Annotated in this window: 24 protein-coding genes; 12 read left to right on the top strand and 12 right to left on the bottom strand. The window is 61.0% G+C overall.

Translation table 11 applies throughout. The features are described 5' to 3' along the window. The 3 genes from PCAL_RS03830 to PCAL_RS03820 all read left to right on the top strand — a co-directional run bounded on the left by PCAL_RS03830 (position 1) and on the right by PCAL_RS03820 (position 1,189). Positions 1–183, top strand: coding sequence for a hypothetical protein (locus PCAL_RS03830; RefSeq protein ID WP_011849398.1), 183 nt, complete (start codon positions 1–3; stop codon positions 181–183). A 285-nt stretch (positions 184–468) separates the two neighbouring features. Then, complete coding sequence (locus tag PCAL_RS03825) at positions 469–885, top strand: hypothetical protein (protein ID WP_011849397.1); 417 nt, start codon at positions 469–471, stop codon at positions 883–885. 28 nt (positions 886–913) lie between these two features. Next, positions 914–1,189: a hypothetical protein gene (locus tag PCAL_RS03820; RefSeq protein WP_193322884.1), complete on the top strand. Its 276-nt coding sequence runs from the start codon at positions 914–916 to the stop codon at positions 1,187–1,189. Here the strand turns inward: PCAL_RS03820 and PCAL_RS03815 are convergent. Continuing rightward, a complete protein-coding gene (locus PCAL_RS03815; RefSeq protein ID WP_011849395.1) occupies positions 1,170–1,484 on the bottom strand; it encodes an MTH1187 family thiamine-binding protein in 315 nt (104 codons plus the stop codon). The two genes, PCAL_RS03820 and PCAL_RS03815, sit on opposite strands and share 20 nt — an antisense overlap. Before the next feature lie 44 nt (positions 1,485–1,528). Here PCAL_RS03815 and PCAL_RS03810 point away from each other — a divergent pair, with 44 nt between their 5' ends. Then, positions 1,529–2,332: a KaiC domain-containing protein gene (locus PCAL_RS03810; protein WP_193322883.1), complete on the top strand. Its 804-nt coding sequence runs from the start codon at positions 1,529–1,531 to the stop codon at positions 2,330–2,332. Here PCAL_RS03810 and PCAL_RS03805 read toward each other — a convergent pair. After that, a complete protein-coding gene (locus PCAL_RS03805) occupies positions 2,318–2,536 on the bottom strand; it encodes a hypothetical protein (protein ID WP_193322882.1) in 219 nt (72 codons plus the stop codon). The genes PCAL_RS03810 and PCAL_RS03805 overlap by 15 nt on opposite strands. 40 nt (positions 2,537–2,576) lie before the next feature. Here PCAL_RS03805 and PCAL_RS03800 point away from each other — a divergent pair, with 40 nt between their 5' ends. Then, positions 2,577–3,266: a glycerophosphodiester phosphodiesterase gene (locus PCAL_RS03800; protein ID WP_011849393.1), complete on the top strand. Its 690-nt coding sequence runs from the start codon at positions 2,577–2,579 to the stop codon at positions 3,264–3,266. A gap of 71 nt (positions 3,267–3,337) precedes the next feature. Here the strand turns inward: PCAL_RS03800 and PCAL_RS03795 are convergent, their stop codons facing one another. After that, entirely contained in the window at positions 3,338–3,997 is a 660-nt protein-coding gene (locus tag PCAL_RS03795; RefSeq protein ID WP_011849392.1) for a LysE family transporter, read from the bottom strand. Between the two features lie 44 nt (positions 3,998–4,041). On the opposite strand from PCAL_RS03795, the gene PCAL_RS03790 reads away from it, so the two are divergent. Continuing rightward, on the top strand, positions 4,042–5,193 hold the full coding sequence (locus PCAL_RS03790) for a DUF401 family protein (protein ID WP_011849391.1): 1,152 nt from the start codon (positions 4,042–4,044) through the stop codon (positions 5,191–5,193). On the opposite strand, the gene PCAL_RS03785 is transcribed toward PCAL_RS03790, so the two are convergent. From PCAL_RS03785 to dph5, 3 genes are all read right to left on the bottom strand, one after another. Further along, entirely contained in the window at positions 5,174–5,704 is a 531-nt protein-coding gene (locus PCAL_RS03785) for a hypothetical protein (protein ID WP_011849390.1), read from the bottom strand. The genes PCAL_RS03790 and PCAL_RS03785 overlap by 20 nt on opposite strands. A gap of 689 nt (positions 5,705–6,393) precedes the next feature. Beyond that, the gene (locus PCAL_RS03780) at positions 6,394–6,579 is read right to left on the bottom strand and encodes a hypothetical protein (RefSeq protein WP_193322880.1); all 186 of its coding nucleotides are present in this window, start codon (positions 6,577–6,579) and stop codon (positions 6,394–6,396) included. Continuing rightward, positions 6,549–7,304 (bottom strand): diphthine synthase, encoded by a 756-nt coding sequence (gene dph5, locus PCAL_RS03775; RefSeq protein ID WP_011849389.1) that lies wholly within the window; start codon positions 7,302–7,304, stop codon positions 6,549–6,551. The genes PCAL_RS03780 and dph5 overlap by 31 nt, the downstream gene beginning before the upstream one ends. 35 nt (positions 7,305–7,339) lie before the next feature. Here dph5 and PCAL_RS03770 point away from each other — a divergent pair, with 35 nt between their 5' ends. After that, positions 7,340–7,819 carry a molybdopterin-binding protein gene (locus tag PCAL_RS03770; protein ID WP_193322879.1) on the top strand — a complete coding sequence of 160 codons (480 nt, stop codon included), beginning with the start codon at positions 7,340–7,342 and terminating at the stop codon, positions 7,817–7,819. Here the strand turns inward: PCAL_RS03770 and PCAL_RS03765 are convergent. Genes PCAL_RS03765 through PCAL_RS03755 form a run of 3 tightly spaced genes read right to left on the bottom strand, consistent with a single transcriptional unit; the run spans position 7,812 to position 9,481 of the window. Further along, a complete protein-coding gene (locus tag PCAL_RS03765; protein WP_011849387.1) occupies positions 7,812–8,462 on the bottom strand; it encodes a hypothetical protein in 651 nt (216 codons plus the stop codon). The genes PCAL_RS03770 and PCAL_RS03765 overlap by 8 nt on opposite strands. A gap of 19 nt (positions 8,463–8,481) precedes the next feature. Further along, the gene (locus tag PCAL_RS03760) at positions 8,482–8,760 is read right to left on the bottom strand and encodes a hypothetical protein (protein ID WP_011849386.1); all 279 of its coding nucleotides are present in this window, start codon (positions 8,758–8,760) and stop codon (positions 8,482–8,484) included. 28 nt (positions 8,761–8,788) lie between these two features. After that, positions 8,789–9,481 (bottom strand): GNAT family N-acetyltransferase, encoded by a 693-nt coding sequence (locus tag PCAL_RS03755; protein WP_011849385.1) that lies wholly within the window; start codon positions 9,479–9,481, stop codon positions 8,789–8,791. 26 nt (positions 9,482–9,507) lie between these two features. Here PCAL_RS03755 and PCAL_RS03750 point away from each other — a divergent pair, with 26 nt between their 5' ends. Next, complete coding sequence (locus tag PCAL_RS03750; RefSeq protein WP_011849384.1) at positions 9,508–10,281, top strand: tRNA pseudouridine synthase A; 774 nt, start codon at positions 9,508–9,510, stop codon at positions 10,279–10,281. On the opposite strand, the gene PCAL_RS03745 is transcribed toward PCAL_RS03750, so the two are convergent. Continuing rightward, positions 10,266–11,126 (bottom strand): NAD(P)-dependent oxidoreductase, encoded by an 861-nt coding sequence (locus PCAL_RS03745; RefSeq protein ID WP_011849383.1) that lies wholly within the window; start codon positions 11,124–11,126, stop codon positions 10,266–10,268. The two genes, PCAL_RS03750 and PCAL_RS03745, sit on opposite strands and share 16 nt — an antisense overlap. Before the next feature lie 40 nt (positions 11,127–11,166). On the opposite strand from PCAL_RS03745, the gene PCAL_RS03740 reads away from it, so the two are divergent. Together PCAL_RS03740 and PCAL_RS03735 are read left to right on the top strand one after the other, a co-directional pair. After that, positions 11,167–12,570, top strand: a complete 1,404-nt coding sequence (locus PCAL_RS03740; RefSeq protein ID WP_011849382.1) for a V-type ATP synthase subunit B — start codon at positions 11,167–11,169, stop codon at positions 12,568–12,570. A 14-nt stretch (positions 12,571–12,584) separates the two neighbouring features. Then, positions 12,585–12,995: a hypothetical protein gene (locus PCAL_RS03735; protein ID WP_011849381.1), complete on the top strand. Its 411-nt coding sequence runs from the start codon at positions 12,585–12,587 to the stop codon at positions 12,993–12,995. 3 nt (positions 12,996–12,998) lie between these two features. Here PCAL_RS03735 and PCAL_RS03730 read toward each other — a convergent pair whose 3' ends face one another. Further along, positions 12,999–15,227: a DNA-directed DNA polymerase gene (locus PCAL_RS03730; protein ID WP_011849380.1), complete on the bottom strand. Its 2,229-nt coding sequence runs from the start codon at positions 15,225–15,227 to the stop codon at positions 12,999–13,001. A 232-nt stretch (positions 15,228–15,459) separates the two neighbouring features. Here PCAL_RS03730 and PCAL_RS03725 point away from each other — a divergent pair, with 232 nt between their 5' ends. Together PCAL_RS03725 and PCAL_RS03720 are read left to right on the top strand one after the other, a co-directional pair. Then, entirely contained in the window at positions 15,460–16,005 is a 546-nt protein-coding gene (locus PCAL_RS03725; protein WP_011849379.1) for a PaREP1 family protein, read from the top strand. A gap of 2 nt (positions 16,006–16,007) precedes the next feature. Further along, on the top strand, positions 16,008–16,547 hold the full coding sequence (locus PCAL_RS03720) for an ADP-ribose-binding protein (RefSeq protein WP_011849378.1): 540 nt from the start codon (positions 16,008–16,010) through the stop codon (positions 16,545–16,547). Here PCAL_RS03720 and PCAL_RS03715 read toward each other — a convergent pair. Then, positions 16,536–16,925, bottom strand: coding sequence for a hypothetical protein (locus tag PCAL_RS03715; RefSeq protein WP_011849377.1), 390 nt, complete (start codon positions 16,923–16,925; stop codon positions 16,536–16,538). The two genes, PCAL_RS03720 and PCAL_RS03715, sit on opposite strands and share 12 nt — an antisense overlap. Between the last annotated feature and the right edge of the window lie 33 nt (positions 16,926–16,958).

Below are 16,958 nucleotides of genomic sequence, written 5' to 3'. Positions count from 1 at the left end.
ATGAAGTGTCCCTACTGTGGCTCTGAGGATGTGGAGGCTGTTAAGAGCTGGGAGATGCCGAAGATGGGCTACCGCGTCACCCACTACAGGTGTAGGCGCTGTGGCGGACTCTTCAACCACTACGTGGGGAGGGGCAGAGAGTTTGTGCTAAGGGTGGGGCCGAGGAGGCAGGTGTCTCAATAGGGCCGCGCCGAAGACTCGTAGAAAGGCGGCGTTTTAAGGGCAAGTAGTCCAGGCTCTGTCTTTTGGCAAAGGCGTCGGAGGGCGTGGACCTTACGAGGCCCTTGCCTAGGGTTGTAGGGGCCTTTAAGTTGGTAAGTTGTCTTTTAGGGGCGTCTTGGACCAATGGGGAGGTGGTGAAAGGGAGCTCCAGGGGTTTCCGTCCAAACCGTTGTAGAATTATACATAGGGTTCACTTAGGCGTTGGTAAGCCTGCTGAGTATATATTTTTGTCGTGTTGTTTTGTAGGTGATTTTGCGTAGGAAGGGGGTTTCTGTGGTGTTGGCGCCGGCGTCTCTTGAGGGCGTTTCCTGTCTCTACGTGGATGTGAACTCGGTGGCGGCGGCCCTGGGCGACCCAGAGGAGCTCTTCCGCTCTATGGCCAGCTTCCCCGGCCGCGCAGTCCTCGTCGTTGACGCTTGGCACGAGTCTCACCTGCCCCTCGCCAGGCGGTACCTCGACCTGTGCAGGAGGTGGGTGGTGGACTGTGTCCTCTCTGAGTCTAAGCCGGCGGAGGCCCTCGCCGCTGAGCTGGCGTGCCGAGACCAATGCGCTGTCCTCAGCAGGGACGTGGACGTGGTTAGGGCGGTGGGTGGCTGTGGTGTGCCTGTGTTTCTGTTTGTGAGGGGGAGGGTTTGGCGGGTTGTTTCGTTTGAGCTACGTTAAATTTTTATACATGGGCGTTCGCGCCGACATGTCTTTCGTGTTTGTGTTTACGGAGTGTCCGCCGGGGCACCTCTTGGCGCTTAGGCAGTGGGGTTTCCATATTGTGGCGACTGTGGACTGCCCCGGCTTGGAGAAGGTGGTGGATGTTAAGTCGTATATTCGAGATAAGTTTGCGGTGGTGGTTGGGGACAAGGGGTTGGCTGAGGAGCTTAGGGTGGGGGCTGTGGATGTGGGGGAGGTGGAGGAGTTTTTGAGGTGGCTTTCTGGGGAGGGGGCGCGCCTGTTTAAGGCCGCTCTGCAGTAGCTTCGGCTTTTGCGATTTTTTCGTCGATGTGGAGTTCTTTGTCTAGTCTGCGGTCTATTTTTATGGTGTAGAGTATCCGCTGGGCGCCCATGTCGGTGAGGGCCTTTTCTATTGCCTGTAGTAGGTCTGCCAGCTGGCTGTAGTCGTCGAGTTCTACGTCGGTGAAGCCGGCGCCTGTCTTGTAGCGGTAGCCCTTTTGTCTGAGGATTTGGGTGGCGCGTTGTACGTATTTTGAGACGCTTGGGCTTCCCGTGCCGATGGGGACTACGGAGAAGCTTACTATCATCTTTGCCATGGGGGTGGGGGCGTGTGTTTTTATATCTGTTTTCCCGTTTTGGCGTGAGGAGGGTGTCTATCGGCGTCGAGGCTCTTGACAAGGCGCTTGAGGGGGGCATCCCGCAGGGGTCTTGGGTGGTTGTGACTGGGGAGCCTGGGGTGGGGAAGTCTATTCTCTGTATTCACTTTGCCTATGCGGGGCTGAGGGCGGGGGACCCCGTGGTGTACGTCACTACGGAGCAGGAGTTTCGGGACGTGATGGAGCAGGCTAGGCAGCTGGGGATGGACCTCTCGCAGTTCTCTGTTTTCAACATTGCGTGGAGGAAGGAGCCGGAGGAGCTCCCCGAGATCGTGGTCGTCGACATTTTCGGCCTTTTGAAGGTGGCTAGGCAGCTCACTGAGAGGGCTAGGGAGGAGAGTCCGGAGAAGGTTAGGCGCTACGCGGCGCTTTCTATCGACACGCTGATTGAGGCGATTAACGAGGCGTATGAAGTGCTCGCGGTGGCTAAGGAGAGGGGGAGCCCCGAGAGGCACGTCCGCCTTGTTATTGACTCCATGTCTGCGTTTTGGGTGGATAAGCCTGTCATGGCTAGGAAGTACTCGTACCAGTTGAAGATTGCCACGCATAGGGACAACGTGACTGCGCTCTTGACTAGCCAGTACGCGCCGACGACTAGGCAGGCCTTTGGCTTTGGTCTTGAGCACATTGCGGATGGGGTTATTCACATGTGGATGGACGACGTGGAGACTGTGAAGGAGGTGAGGAGGTGGCTCATTGTGAAAAAGATGCGTATGACTGCCCACGCCACGAGGGCCTTCCGGGTCAAGATAGAGTCTGGCAGGGGGCTTGTGCTAGAGCCCGCGTAGCCTCTTTGCCTTAGCCAAGGCGCGCCCAATCTTGTGCTCCAGCGCCTCCTCTTTGAGCCAGCGTGCGGCTAGGAGGAACAGGGGGAGGACGAGGAGGGCGGCGGCCACTTTCTTCGCCAGGGAGGGCGCGGCGAGGGGGGCCATTGCGGCGATTAGGAGGAGGACGACGGCGCCGAGCTTGAGGGCGTATTTCACCCTCTTCACTTCCCCCTCTCCACATATATTTATAAGAGTTTTGTTTGCCGTGCACCTGGTATTAGAGAGGCTTGGGAGGAGGGCTGTGGTGGGCCACAGGGGGTTTCCCGCGGCGGCTTTGGAGAACACGTTGGAGTCCTTCGCCAAGGCTGTCGAGGCCGGGGCAGACATCGTTGAGATGGATGTGCAAGTGACTGCCGACGGGGTGCCCGTCGTTGTCCACGACGAGGACCTCAGGAGGGTCTTCGGCGTTGGGCTAAACGTCAGGGCGGCGTCGTGGGGGGAGGTGGCGGCGGCTTCGGGGGGCCGGGTGCCGCGGCTGGAGGACGTGCTTAGGCTTGTGGATGGGAGGGCTGGGGCCTTTGTGGAAGTTAAACACCCGGAGGACGTGGGGCTTGTGTTAGACGTAATTAAGGGCGTCGGGGCGGCTGGGTGGGTCGCCGTGATTAGCTTCCATTTGGAGGCGGTGAGGGCGGCGGCTGGCGTGGTGCCCACCGGCCTGGTATACGCCAAGCCTCCTGGGGCTGTGGCGGAGGCCAAGAGGGCTGGGTGTAGCATTGTTCTGCCTAGGTACAACTTGGCCACTGAGAGGGCCGTCGCCTTTGCCCACAGGCTGGGCTTGTACGTCGTGGCGTGGACTGTAAACGACGTGGAGACTGCGAGGGAGCTGTGGAGGAGGGGGGTGGACGGGGTTGCCACCGACGACGTGGCGGCGATTCTCCCAACTAAGCCTTTATAAACTTGGGCGTGTTGTCGGGTGTGATGACTGGGTGACCTCGCCCGAGTGGTGGGGAATTTGCCGAGTGCTGACTAGAGGAGGGACACCCCGAGGTACGTCTTGAGGGCTATGTTGAGCCCGAATACGGCGAGCATGGCGGCTAGGGCTAGGAGCAAGTAGCCGTATCCCCTGGCGCCTAACACCTTTCCTGCGCCTCCGCCGAGGGCTCCCACGACGGCTAGCCAGGCGTAGTCTATCCACACGTGCGCGCTGTACATGGTTGCCAGCCCCACTGCGCCGAGGGCGTAGGCGTCTTGGACTAGGGGGAGGCCCACTGTGAGCCACCAGAGGAGGAAGTAGGGGTTGAGACCCGTGAATATGACGCCGGTGGCCACTGGCCCCCTTGTCACAGAGATCTGGCCTACGCGGATGGCGCCTTTGAGCGCGGCGAGTCCGTCCCGCGCTGTGAGGTAGGCGAAGAAGGCTATGAAGGCTATGGAGACCGCGGCTAGGTATGGCGTGAGGGACTTCACCACGTCGCTTATTGCGCCGTACAGTGCGGCTATTGCCAAGACGTATGGCAACTCAAAGGCCATGTGTCCCAGCGCCACGCCTAGCCCCGCGGCGGCGCCGCTGGCGGGGGTCTTTGCCCGGGCCCCGAGGACGGCCGTCGCCGTGGTTAACGGCCCGGGGGAGAGGGCGCCTGATGGGGTTATCATCAAGGTTTCTATCACGACGGTGGCGAGGGACATTGGGGCCGGTTTTCACATATTTAAATGTCTGTCTGCCGCGCCCCGTGTACTTGGTGGCTGTTTTTCTGGCGTCTGTGGCCGTGGTGCTGGGGGGTAGTCTCTCGAGGAGGGTGGACGTCTCAGTGGCGCTGGGCCTTGGGGCCCTTCTCTACGGGGCGTTGGCGCTTGGGGGCGGGGTTGTGGGGGCCACTGTAGACGCCTTCAACTTCTCGATGTTTAACGTCTTGGTGTCGCTGGTGTTCGCCATGGCGCTGGGCTTCTTGATGCGGGGGAGGAGGGAGGCCATTGCCAGTGGGCTGGTGGCGGTGGGGCCGCGTTTTGCCGCTTTCTCGATCCCCGCCGCGATTGGTCTCCTCCCCATGCCGGGCGGCGCCTACATCTCCGCGGTGGTAGCAGACCCGCTTTATGAGAAGATGGGGATGAGGCCTGTGGAGAAGACGTTTTTGAACTACTGGATGCGCCACATCTGGGTCTCGGTGTGGCCCCTCTACCAGGGGGTTATTCTCACATCTGCCATCTTGGGCGTGTCTGTGGCCGAGGTGGCGGCGCATTCGTGGCCGGCGGCTCTCGCGGCGGCGGTGGGCGGCGTGGCGGTGGGGTGGAGGGCTGTGAGGCGCGTGGGGGCTGTGGGCAGGGCGAGGGACTTGGCCGCCCTCTGGCCCCTGGGCCTAGTCGCGGTTCTCTCCTTTCTACTCCCGCTCCCAGCGGCGGTTGGCCTCACCTTGGCGGCCTTCGTTGTGGTGTATAGAGTGGGCGTGGGGGATCTGGCCGCGGCGTTTAAGTACGCCCTCACGCCGAGGATTTTGGCGATTATCGTGTTTTCCCTGGTGTTTTCTCAGTACATTAGGGAGAGTGGGTTGAGCAGGGTCATGGCCGACGCGCTGGGGCACTTGGCGCTCTTCGCCGTGTTCCTCATCCCGTTTCTCATCGGAATAGCCACGGGGGTGGAGTTCACCTTCGCCGGGCTGGCCTTCCCGCCTCTCCACGACCTTCTCCACGGCTATAGCCTCGCCGTGGGGTTCCTTGGCGGCTTCCTCGGCGTAATGCTCAGCCCCTCTCACAGCTGTTTTGTCTTAACGGCGGAGTACTACAAGGCCGACATGCGGGCGGTGTACAAGCCTCTGACAAAGGCCGCCCTCTACTCAGCCGCCGCACTTGCCCTGCTCTACCTGGCGCTTACAGCCGTTGCATCCTGAACTTAAACCCCTCCCGCCCCCCTACGTTTGTCCCCTTTGTCACATATACGCGAAGTATGTTGGGCTCAGGGGTCTCCACCTGGCCCGCGAACCACCACTCCACGATTTCTGCGCCTTGGGGGAGGACCCACACGGCCTCGTAGTCGTATTCGGCGGTCTCTGCTTCGTAGTAGTTCTCGTAGATGTTTTCCCCCTCTCTGAGGGGGGCTGGGAAGTCGCCGATGAAGGTTATGTACGGCCTGGTGGGAGACCCCCTGAGGCCTATGTACACCTCCCTCACCACGGGCCTGACCCTCTGCCCGTTTATTCTGACGATTTCCTCGTCCATGAACTTCTGCATGTTTTCCCACACTGTGGATATCTCCTCGGCGAGCTCTTCCCCGCCCTTGCGCAACAGCCTGTAGTAGTACTGGGCCTTGTCCAAGTAGTCGAAGATTATCACCATGTTTACCACGCCTGGGTTTACCACGTAGAAGCCCTGGGCGTAGACTGGGACAACCTCCTCCGCCACGCATCAACGGGGGCAACTACTTAAATCCACTATCCTAAGCCCAACAGCCATAGCTCTATATGGTGAGACGGGTGTACAGCGTGCCGTCTTCCCTTTGTCTCACCTCCTCTCTACACCTTTCTTACAGTACACGGCGTTTATGGCTTCGGCGATTGTGGGAGCAACTTCGCCGTGGATTGTCACTGCCACTTGGCGCGCTTTCCGCCCGCCGATCTCCAGCCCCGCCCTGTTTTACGGTGAACATAGCAGTGTACGCCCTCTTCGGAAACCGGAGTACGTACATACGCATCCCGCCAGCGCTGTACACGTTCAACGGCTCCGGGCATTACCTCTGCTGGAAATCCGCGAGGTGTGTTTCTCTGCCCACTGGCTACTGTTGTGCTTATGAAGACGTATGTTGCGGCGACTTCTCACTTCCACACCGTCTACACTTGCTTTAAGCTGACTTCTACTACATGGCGGCATGCAACTGTGCTCTAATCCAGGGAAGATTGTTGAAATCTCTGGAGAGAGGAAGGGCAGAGCAAAGTGACTGCTCTTGTATCTCCTATAGGGAGACTCATTGGGGGAGGGGATGATGAACGTCTTGGGAGGGGACTTCTGCCCGAACCCAGGCTAGCTGACCCTCCCCCTCTTTCTAGTAAACTCTTTGTGTAGTTAGATAAACTTTTCTCCGCCGACCCGACACTCTACTCCCAGGCGACTGTGTAGGCGTCCTCCAACTTCGGCCCGGGGAGCAAACCTACGCTCTCAATAACCTGCTCGCGCCAAGCCCTGCTACGCAGAGCCTTGGCGATGGTTATAAAGCGTGTTTTCTCAACCCCCCTCTCAGCTCGTCGTCTATCTAAATCCTCTGGGCCACCGCCTCTAGGCACTCCTTCTCCACGGGCCCCAGCTGTGCGGGTATTATCAACACGGCGGGGCCCTCCCCGTCCCACTTGGCCACGGCGCCTAGGGGGCCCACCACGACCCCGCCTCCCCAGCCCAGCCTGTGCACTACCACGGCCGGCCTCTGGGGGGTGAACACTCCGCGCCTCTCCCTCTCCTCCAGCGCCATTAGCACCTCTGCGGCGTCTCTCGGCGGCATGAAGGAGCCGTCTTCTCTCACGTCGAGTAGGAGGAGCGTGTGGAGCCCCCTGGCCAGGTTCGCCTCGGCGAGCTCGTAGGGCCTTGTGGAATATACGCCGCCTCGGGGGTACGTCACCGTGGCCACTCCCCCGAGCTTGTATATGGAGAGACACGCCGCCGAGAAGGCGGCGCATATTATCGACACGCCTGGCACAACCTCCACGGGGTGCCCCCTGGCCCTTGCGGCGGCGATGAGCGCGGCGTGGGCAGTGGCGAGCATGGGATCCCCCGCGGTGGCTAACACGGCCCTCTTCCCCTCTCTCAGGCACTCCAGCACCTTCCTCCCGGACTCGTCTTCGAGGTCCCGCCTGGTGAGGCGGATGGGGGGCGTCTTGGCGGCTCTGCGGAGGGTCTCCACGTCGATGGGGCCTGTGTAGTCTTCGTAGAATACGCAGTCGGCTTCCTCAATTGCGCGGATGGCCCTCTCTGTGGCGTAGCCGGGGCCGGGGCCTATCCCCACTATGTAGAGCACGGTGAAGATATATAACTTTATTAAAAGTGGCCTCCGTGTACGCCATTGCTAGGCTGTACGGCTACGTGGAGGAGGTGGGGTTTAGGGCGTGGCTGTCCAGCGACATAGCCAAGGCCCTGGGGGTGAGAGTGGGCGAGGGGGTGAGGCTGGAGAGCAAGATGGGCTCCTCGGCGGCGAGGGTGGTGGACGTCCGCGACGACGTGAAGGCGGGCGTCTACCTAACTCTAGACGTCTACATGGCGGTGAGCGGGTTTAGGACTGTCTTAGTCAAGCGGCTCCCCCGGGTGTTTGAGGCAGACGCCGTGGCGCTGGGCGTAGAGACCCAGAGCCCAGTGGAGGTAGACGACGTGTTGTCCCTCGTCCACCTCATGGTGGCCTACCGCGTCCCCGTCTTCTCCGGCTTCACGGGCTATTTGCAGACAGAGCGGAGCCAGTGGGTCAAGGTAGTGGTTAAGGAGGTCTCGCCCAGGGAGCCGGCCTACCTCTCCAAGGAGACTAAGATTCTGATTAGATAGGGCTGGAGCGGGTGAAGTCGAATTTGAGGAGGAGTAGGGGGTCGGCGGTGGTCCTCAGCGAGCGTATTCTCTCGAGGAGCCTCGCCGCAAGCTCCCCGCGCCTGTAGGCCGCGATGGCCTTCTCTGGCCCTAGGCGCTCTACCATGGCGTTGAGCTCGTCGCGTATTAAGTACTCGGCGATTTGCTCCACGCCGGCCACTTCGCCGTTTCTAATTAGGTTTGAGATGACGAAGAGCCTCAGCTCTGTGAGATTTATCTTCTGGAGGACTTTGTCCAGGTCTGTGGACCACTTCACCGTCTGGGTGGCGCGCTTGAACTCGTCCTCTGAGAAGACTAGGCGGACCCGCTGGTTCCACTTAACGCGCCAGAGCATGAACCACTCCGCCGCCAGGTCGACTACCTTGTCCCAGTTCTTCTCCACGTAGGTGCACAGCCTCAGCCTTGCTCTGTCCTCTGAGAACTTCCCCCAGGCGTATATCCCGGCCCGGGTGGCGAGGTAGTGCAAGAAGTCGCGGAGCATGAACTCTCTCACAGCCTCCAGCTCGCCTCTGGGCATGTCGCCGAAGTGCTCCTTGGCCAAGTCGGCCAATACGCTGTCCACCGCGGCCACCATGGAGTCAAAGTCGCAGTAGTAGAACTCCATGTCCTACTCCACTTGGTATTTAAAAAGTATTCTCTTTGGCGATTTTGTATACACCCTCCTCCACCTTCTCCAGGCGGAAGGCCCCCCTCTCTGTCTTCACCACGACGCGCCGGGGCCACTGCGAGGCGTCTACCTCTACCTGGGCGAAGCCAGCCCTCTTGAACACGTCCTCGAGGTCCCCCTTGGGGAAGTCCTCCGGCATTAGCAACGCGTAGTTAAACACGCCGGCCTTTATAAACTGGGCAACCTCTGCCCGGTCCTCCTCCGCCGTGACGTCGTAGAAGGCGCGGGGCTCCATGGCCGCGGCTGTGGACGGCTTTATAAGCTTAGAGGTCTATGGCGTAGAGGATGTGGGCCGCGTACCTCTCGGCGTAGCCCTCGGGGCTTAGCGACGTGACGTCGGCGCCCGGCGGGCCTTGTGCTTTGCCGAAGGAGAACTTTCCCACGTAGAGGCCGCCTTCTGAGACGCAGGGGGCGGCGCGGCTTAGGAGGTCCCACGGCGTTACGGCGGTGCAGACCCACGGCTCGTCGGGGAGGCACGCATAGCCCCTCGTCATGCCCAAGGCCTCTGCCACGGCCTCGTAGGCCTCAAGGCCCCCGAGGCACTTCCCCTCTCCGGAGCCGGCGGCCTTGCCTCCGTATATCTTGAGCCTCTCCTTGAACCCAACCTTTTGCACTAGCCTGTGGCTTGGGGTATTCCACTCGGCGACTAGGAGCGTCGCCACTTGGGCGCCCCTCCTCTTGGCCTCCTCGATCATGAACTTGGTGAAGGCCTCGCCGACTCCCCGGCCCCTGTACTCCGGCCTAACTCTCAGCCCCTGGAGGTAGGCGGCTTTCCCCACAATAGCCATCGCCGCCACTGCCACAACGGTGTCTCCCATCAACGCCACGTAGGCCCTCCCCTCCTCGACCCACTTCCCAATTACTCGGGGCACGTAGTCCCCCCACTCCCAAGTGTTCCGCGTAAAGGAGATTATCTCGGCCACGTCTCTCTCCTCAGCCCGGCGGAATACAAGCATTATAAACCTGGCATCCCCCACATTTTATGCCTTATCTCTACCGCGTCGCGTACGATGGGGCGCTTTTCCACGGCTTCACTGGCCACTCCAACTCCGTGGAGGCGGCGCTTAGGCGCGTCTTCGGCCATCTGCTGGGCCGGGGGAGTAGGACGGACCCCGGAGTGTCGGCGGTGGGCAACGCCGTATTGGCGCCTAGCCGCCTGCCGCTGGGGTACATAAACTCCAGGTTGCCGAGGGGGGTGTGGACGTGGGCTGTGGCAGAGGTGGGGGAGGGCTTTAACCCGAGGAGGGCCCGGCGTAGGAGGTACCTCTACGTGGCGCCCCACTGGGGGGAGGACGTGGAGGCCATGAGGGAGGTGGCCGAGCTGTTCAAGGGGACGCACGACTTCTCTTCCTTTATCCAGTTCAGGGGGGAGAGGGGGACGCCGCCTGTGACCACGGTGGATGAGGTGGGGGTGGAGGTGGCGGGGCGCCTCGTCTATCTCTACTTCGTGGGCAAGGGCTTTAGAAATAAGCAGATTAGGAAGATGGCTTGGGCTATCTTGGCGGCGGGGCGGGGCGTGGTGTCGAGGCGCTACGTGGAAGAGCTTCTTGAAAGGCCGAGGCCTGGGGCTGTGCCAAGCGCGCCGGCGGAGGGCCTCATCCTGCTCGACATTGAGTACGACGTGAAGTTCGACGTGGACCGCGGCGAGCTTAGGAAGGCCTACGTCTACTTTTTGGAAAAGTATAGGCGGTTGGAGGCCCTCGCGGCGGCTTATAGGGCGGCGGGGGAGCGGCTCCTCTTTTACGACGATTTGTAAAAGCCTAGGGCGTGTATTCCCAAGCTCCCGGCCCCGTCTTCTACCATCTTGCGGTACAGCTCGTAGGCCAGCTCTGCGCCGGGTAGCTTCACGCCGCGTTTCCGGGCCTCTTCTAAGACGTAGCCCAGGTCTTTTTTCAAGTGCTCTGCCTTGAAGCCGGGGGAGAGGTCGCCCTTGAGCAACTTGGGGAGGTAGAGCTCTATTGCGCCAGACCTCGCGGCGCCGCGTGTGAGGACCTCCGCCACCTTGTCCATGTCTAGGCCGAGGGCCTTGGCGAGCTTTAGGCCTTCTACCATGGCCACCGTGTTGAGGGCAACTACGACTTGGTTTACGAGCTTCATGGCTTGGCCGTAGCCCACGGGGCCCATGTACACGATGTCTCTGCCCATCGCCTTGAATATGGGGAGTAGCCTGTGGAAGAGCTCCTCCTTGCCCCCCACCATTATCGTCAGCGTGCCTTCTATAGCGCCTTTTTGGCCGCCTGTCACTGGGGCGTCGAGGAACTCTATGCCGTACTGCGCGAGCCGCTCTGCGAACTTCCTAGCCCAATCCGGCGAGTTTGTAGACATGTCGACCACTATGAGGCCCGGCCTCGCCCCCTCCACTACTCCGGAGGGGCCGAAGAGGACTTGTTCCACGTCGGGCGCGTCTGACACCATGACGATGACCACGTCCACTCTCTTGGCCAAGTCTGCGGGGGACTCGGCGACGTATACCCCGGCCTCTGCAAACGGCTTTGTCTTCTCCCGCGTCCTGTTGTACACGGCGGCGAGGAAGCCCGCCTTTAGGAGGTGCGTCGCCATTGGCCCTCCCATGATCCCCAGGCCGATGAATCCGACGCGCATGGTTCCCCCAAACTATATAAATAAATTTGTTCTGCGGCTTATGCTAACGCCTGTTGTGAGCTATTCCACTGTGAGAGAGGTGAAGGGGCCCCTCCTCGTCATTGAGAGGACGAGGGGAGTTTCCTACGGCGAAATTGGCGAAGTGGTTGGACCAGACGGCGAGCCGCGCAAGGTGCAGGTGATTGAGGTGGCCACGGACTACGCCGTTGCGCAAGTCCTCGGCGGCACGCTTGGCCTGCCGAGCAAGGGCTCCACTGTGAGATTCTACGGCAAGACTTTGAAGATCCCGGTCTCTGAGCAGCTTATTGGGAGAATTCTCGACGGGAAGGGGCAGCCGAGGGACCACATGCCTCTGCCTCCCCCCGAGGACTTTAGAGACGTAAACGGCGAGCCGCTTAACCCGTACTCCAGGGAGTACCCCGAGGAGCCAATTGAGACCGGCATATCCGCCATAGATGGGCTCTACACCTTGGTGAGGGGGCAGAAGTTGCCCATCTTCTCTGGCACGGGCCTCCCCCACAACATGATGGCGGCGCAGGTGGTTAGGCAGTCCACTGTGAGGGGGAGCGGGGAGGAGTTCGCAGTGGTCTTCGTGGGCATCGGCATTAAGACCGAGGAGGCCCTGTTCTTCATGGACGAGTTTAGGAAGACGGGCGCCCTTAGGAGGGCTGTGGCTGTGATAAACCTCGCCTCGGACCCGGTGGCGGAGCGCATCCTAGCGCCGAGGGTTGGCCTCACCATTGCCGAGTACCTAGCCTGGCAACTGGGATACCACGTCCTAGTGGTGATGACCGACATGACTAACTACTGTGAGGGGCTTAGAGAGCTGTCCTCTGGCAAGGGCGAGTTGCCGGGCCGCCGCGGCTACCCCGGCTACATGTACACCGACCTCGCCACAATATATGAAAGAGCTGGGAAAGCCCATGGGAAAAAGGGCTCGGTCACCCAGTTCCCCATCCTCACCATGCCCAACGACGACATTACTCACCCCATCCCCGACCTCACGGGCTACATAACCGAGGGCCAGCTGGTGTTGAGCAGAGCCATGTGGGGCAAGGGCATATACCCGCCCTTCGACGTAATCATGTCTCTATCCCGCCTGGCGAAGGACGCCATTGGCGAGGGGAAGACGCGGGAGGACCACAAAGACGTGGCCAATACCCTAATCGCCGCGTACAGCAAGGCGCTGGAGCTGAGGAACTTGGCCACGCTGGTGGGCGAGCGCAACTTGGGCTGGAGAGAGAGGCGCTACCTCCGCTTCGCAGATGCCTTTGAGCAGAAGTTCATAAAGCAGGGCTACTACGAGAGGAGGTCCTTCGAGGAGACGCTTGACATTGGGTGGGACGTCCTCTCAATACTGCCAGAGGACGAGCTCACAAACGCCAGGCCGCAGATAACCCAGAAGTTCTACAGGCGCCACATATTTGAAAGCGTGGCCGTATAAGCCCCAGCCTTTTCATGGGCCCGGGCCTCTGCGCCGGGGACCTCTGCCTAAGAATTGAAGAGGTGGAGTTCGAGGAGCCGCCGGCCAAGATCGAGGTGAGGGGCGACGGCGCAGTGGCGGTGTGCGTGGCTCCCGAGGCCGTGGGCCACTGGCTGGCCCTCGCGCAGGCCATGTACTACGCCTACCACTGGAAGGGCCCCGCCAGGAACCCCAACATCTCAGCCTTAATGTTCCTAACCCAGAGCACCCAGATAAAAGACGCGCTGGGCGCCTCAGCCGCCGGGCGGAAAAAGGCCATATGTGCAGCGCTGGCGCCGAGAGATGCCCTGGACAAAGTGGAAGTCCCCCGAGGCCGACCCACCCTGCCGCAGGGGACGTGGGACCCGTGGAAGATCACGAAATACGCCCTAGACCTAATAGAGTAGGCTTCAGCCTGTGAGACGCGGTGCGTCCACCAGCGGCCTTTGGGACAGTTGCGCGAAGAGGGGGTGGCTCAGCACCACCGCCTTCGCCCTCTTCCTCACCTGCTCTGGGGCCATGGGCACTGCCATGCGCCTCTTAACCTCAAGCCTTCCGCGCACCGGGTCTATGGCCGCCGTGTATTCCACGGCCACGGGGGAGCCGTCTATGAGGAGTATGTAGGCCTTGGCGTCGCCTCTGGTGGACACTGGGAGGTACCACAAGTTCTCCACTGCGTCTAAGTCCTCGTCTGGGGACGTCTCCACGCCGCGGCTGTTGTACTTGGCGGTGAACTTTGCGTGTCTTGCCGCAAGTAGGGCCAGCCAGGGCTGGCGAGAGGCGTCTAGAGCCTTGGGCGGCTTCCCCTCCCTAGTGAACAAGACCTCCCTAAGCGTCGCCGAGGCCTCTATGAACAAGTCCTCCAGCGGGAGCTCTTCCATCTTGGCCAACAGCTCTGACACAGAGGCCGTCCCTGTGATGAGCGCCTTTGCCCACTGGTAGAACTCGCCGTAGCGCAAGAAGACCGGCAGGCCTCGGGGCCTCAGGGCGGCCCCCCTCACCGCCACCTCGCCGCTCCCCACCTTTACGTAGTTCTTCTCCGCCGGGGTGCCTTTCTCGGTGACGGGTATCCACAGGTAGTCCCAGACCCCCTCCAGCTTGAGCCCCAGCCTCGCGCCGAAGGGCCCCCTCCACTTGTCGGCCACGTAGGCGTTTATCTCCTCGAGGAAGGCCTCGGGGTCTCTCACTTGCACGTACAGGGAGTCGGTGTCCCCGTACACCGGCTTGTAGCGTTGCCAGAGGTCGGCGTGAATCGCGTCTGTCTTTTGCACAATGTAGGCCGCCACCCACTCGTTCACCACGCCCCACCCCGCCCTTTTGCCATATATGCCGAAGCCGGAGTTCGCGAGGATCTTGACCGCTTGATCCGCCGCCTTGCCCACCGCCTTCACAGCCCTCCTGGCCTCAAGCACGGCCACGTGGAGACGCCAAATAGGCCCGCCCTCAAAGCACACCCTCCTCGATCCGCCGGTGGTCTTTACCTCGAAGCCGTCGGAGCACTCCCGCACGGAGGTGGGGTCCACCCCGTCTTGGACAATCAGCGACGGGTACATGGCCGAGAAGTCGTACTCGGCCACGTTGCAGAAGACCCCCGCGGCCCTCACCCTGACCTTGTCCCCTGCGGCGTATTCAGCCTCCTTCCGCCTATCCACGAGGACGTAGCCCAAGCGCTCCATCTCCTTGTGGATTAGAAATTCGAAGAGGTGGCCCGGCGAGGCGGTCTCCCCCACCTGGGCCACCACCATGGCGTTGCCGCCCACAGCGGCCCCCAAGCCCTCCAAGATGGGCACTACTCTGGCGGCTAGGCGGTATGTGACTTTGACGTCTGTGGCTAAGTACTCCTCGGCCTCGGCCGCCGAGAGGTGGGCAAGCCTGCTCCTCAGCCGCTTTATCCTAAGGAGCTCCACGTCCGCGAGCCCCAGCTCTCTGTGGACGCCCAGCTGGCGGGCCACGTCGTATAGCCCATACGACCTCTCGGCGAGCCCCAGAGAGGGGCCAAAGCCCCCGGAGAACAGCGGAAACAAGTCGATGTGCGGCTTATACCCATGGACCGTCTTCAGCGTGTACTTCGTGGCTGAGGGGAGGTAGAGCCAGTCGAACTGCCAAGAGTTGTACCCCACGGCGTAGTCAATGTCGCCGGGCAAGTCGGCCTCCCCAACTCTTTTCCCCCTCTCCAGCTCGACGATGGCGACGTCTTCTCCGTCTACTGTGTAGCCCACGTAGACCCGGCCCCCTGCCACCTCTACGTCGAAGGCCAGCACCCTAGGCCTGGCGTACATCGACTCTACCACCGCGGCTGAGATGTCAGGCGGCCCCGACTTGAGGCTGAGGTCGCCAGCGGCCCTCAATGCGAACTTAATATAGCTCTGAGACACTCCGTACCCCATCCCCAGGAGCTCCTCCCTAGCCCTGGGGACTAGGCCGGGTCTTTCCACGTACACAGCCCAAACTCTGCCGTCCGCGGGCACGTACCGCAGTCCGTCGAATTCCATGGGCGTCAAGTCGGCCTCCTCAACCCACGACGCAGACTTAAGCCTAGGCCGGCTCTTCCCCACGGCGTAGAAGTAGGGAGAGACGTGCACAACGGCGCCGTCTCTCACCACCCACGCCCCCTTCCCAAAGTACCAGAGACCCCTCATAGCGCCTCTCCACGCCCCCTAGGCCCCGCTGTGGCGAATCCCCAACCTGCCAAACTACTCACCCCAACTGTAAAACTGACAAATGACACAGAGCAGAAACACCACAGACATATATCTACCACGTATACACAGATTTCGGGGGAGAGTTAACTGAAAATAAACCCGCACGCACCCTCAAAAGAAATGCGCCACAACACCAACAAGCATTTAAAACGTGGTGCAACAAAGAGCCATGGAACAGGTAATTGAGAGGCCGCTTCCAAAGCCCTCCTCTGCGGACTACGCCTCTGCCCGTCTTTTGGAGGCGCTGGTGGAGGCTGAGCTGGCGTTGGAGTTCCTACGCCGAGGCTTGACACGAAACGCGGCTGGTAAGGCCTTTCAAGCGTGGAGAGCCGTCCTTGCCGCGTTGCTGAAGCTAGAGCTAGAGCGGCTAAAGGCCTTGGCCAAGTCTGAGGAGGAGAGAAGGTGGCTTGAGGAGAGGGCAGTGCCTAGGGTGCCCACCAGCAGGATGATGTCTCTGTCTAGGCTCCTCGAGGAGCTGGGGTATGAGCGTTTGACGTACATCACTGACCGCGCTCTAAACCTCCATGACTATCAGTACCACGGCCCCGACCCTGACATGGCTCTTAGCAAGTACAGGACGAGGGAGGAGGCGGCCTACTTCATTAAGAGTCTCATAGAGGTGGTGGCAGAGTACGCCGAGAAGCTAAAGAACCGCGTCGCGTGGACAGAGGAGCATGAGAGGGCCTACTCAGCCCTAGTTGGGGGGCTTGGGTGAGTATGGAGTTTGTGGTGGGTGGCGTGGTGGTGCGTCTGTTGCAGGGGGATATTACCGAGGTGGAGGCGGGGGCCATCGTCAACGCGGCAAACTCGTACCTAGAGCATGGCGGGGGCGTGGCTGGGGCTATTGTGAGAAAGGGCGGGTGGGTGATTCAAGAGGAGAGCAGGGAGTGGGTCCGGCGCCACGGCCCAGTGCCCGTGGGCGGGGTGGCGGTGACCTCCGCCGGCCGCCTAAGGGCAAAGTACGTGATACACGCGGTGGGGCCTAGGTGCGGCGTTGAGCCCATTGAGAAGCTCGGCGAGGCCGTTAAAAACGCCCTCTTGAAGGCCGACGAGCTGGGGGTAGAGAGCGTGGCACTACCGGCCATCTCCACCGGCATATTTGGATGCCCCTACCGCGACGCGGCACTGCAGACCGCCGCCGCCATTAGAGAGACGGCGCCAAAGCTGAAGTCCGTCAAGCTGATTATGGTCGTCCTCTACGGCGAAGAGGCCTACCGAGCCTTCGCAGACGTATTTAAAAAAGTGTTAGCGGGCTAGAGTTTGGAGCACCGCCTCTAGGAGTGCTATGAAGTCCCCCTCGTTTTTCATCGACTTGATGAAGCTTATCAGCTCGGGGTCGTTGCCCAAGTCGAACTTCTCCACCGCCTGCCGGGAGTACTCGGCCGAGTAGCCGGCGGGTGTTGGACACTTCTTGTACGTGCCGCTCGCCATCTCCATGGAGGCGGCGCCGCCCCGCAGAGCCAGCGTAGCCATGGCGAAGTTGCCCACGCGGCACTCTCCCTCACGCGACACGTCCTCAATGGTAAAAACCGCGTCTACGAAGTCCTCCCCCTTCTCTATTGAGAAGCTGTGAAAGTTATTCTCGTTCTTCGCTATGGTGTTGAAGGCGTTTACCCATTCTACCAACTTTTCCATTTGCCCCCCACCCCTCTACTATTTAAATATTTG

The sequence above is a fragment of the Pyrobaculum calidifontis JCM 11548 genome (genome assembly GCF_000015805.1).
Taxonomy (GTDB): domain Archaea; phylum Thermoproteota; class Thermoprotei; order Thermoproteales; family Thermoproteaceae; genus Pyrobaculum; species Pyrobaculum calidifontis.
This window is presented reverse-complemented; position numbering and strand designations above follow the sequence as displayed.

Bases quoted from the DNA above. Each gene is read 5' to 3' on its own strand.
- PCAL_RS03725 (WP_011849379.1), top strand. From the start codon at position 15,460: ATGGAACAGGTAATTGAGAGGCCGCTTCCAAAGCCCTCCTCTGCGGAC.
- PCAL_RS03735 (WP_011849381.1), top strand. From the start codon at position 12,585: ATGGGCCCGGGCCTCTGCGCCGGGGACCTCTGCCTAAGAATTGAAGAG.
- PCAL_RS03745 (WP_011849383.1), bottom strand. From the start codon at position 11,126: ATGCGCGTCGGATTCATCGGCCTGGGGATCATGGGAGGGCCAATGGCG.
- PCAL_RS03820 (WP_193322884.1), top strand. From the start codon at position 914: ATGTCTTTCGTGTTTGTGTTTACGGAGTGTCCGCCGGGGCACCTCTTG.
- PCAL_RS03815 (WP_011849395.1), bottom strand. From the start codon at position 1,484: ATGGCAAAGATGATAGTAAGCTTCTCCGTAGTCCCCATCGGCACGGGA.
- PCAL_RS03765 (WP_011849387.1), bottom strand. From the start codon at position 8,462: ATGGAGTTCTACTACTGCGACTTTGACTCCATGGTGGCCGCGGTGGAC.
- PCAL_RS03750 (WP_011849384.1), top strand. From the start codon at position 9,508: ATGCCTTATCTCTACCGCGTCGCGTACGATGGGGCGCTTTTCCACGGC.
- PCAL_RS03740 (WP_011849382.1), top strand. From the start codon at position 11,167: ATGCTAACGCCTGTTGTGAGCTATTCCACTGTGAGAGAGGTGAAGGGG.
- PCAL_RS03760 (WP_011849386.1), bottom strand. From the start codon at position 8,760: ATGGAGCCCCGCGCCTTCTACGACGTCACGGCGGAGGAGGACCGGGCA.
- PCAL_RS03715 (WP_011849377.1), bottom strand. From the start codon at position 16,925: ATGGAAAAGTTGGTAGAATGGGTAAACGCCTTCAACACCATAGCGAAG.
- PCAL_RS03795 (WP_011849392.1), bottom strand. From the start codon at position 3,997: ATGTCCCTCGCCACCGTCGTGATAGAAACCTTGATGATAACCCCATCA.
- PCAL_RS03755 (WP_011849385.1), bottom strand. From the start codon at position 9,481: ATGCTTGTATTCCGCCGGGCTGAGGAGAGAGACGTGGCCGAGATAATC.
- PCAL_RS03720 (WP_011849378.1), top strand. From the start codon at position 16,008: ATGGAGTTTGTGGTGGGTGGCGTGGTGGTGCGTCTGTTGCAGGGGGAT.
- PCAL_RS03730 (WP_011849380.1), bottom strand. From the start codon at position 15,227: ATGAGGGGTCTCTGGTACTTTGGGAAGGGGGCGTGGGTGGTGAGAGAC.
- PCAL_RS03830 (WP_011849398.1), top strand. From the start codon at position 1: ATGAAGTGTCCCTACTGTGGCTCTGAGGATGTGGAGGCTGTTAAGAGC.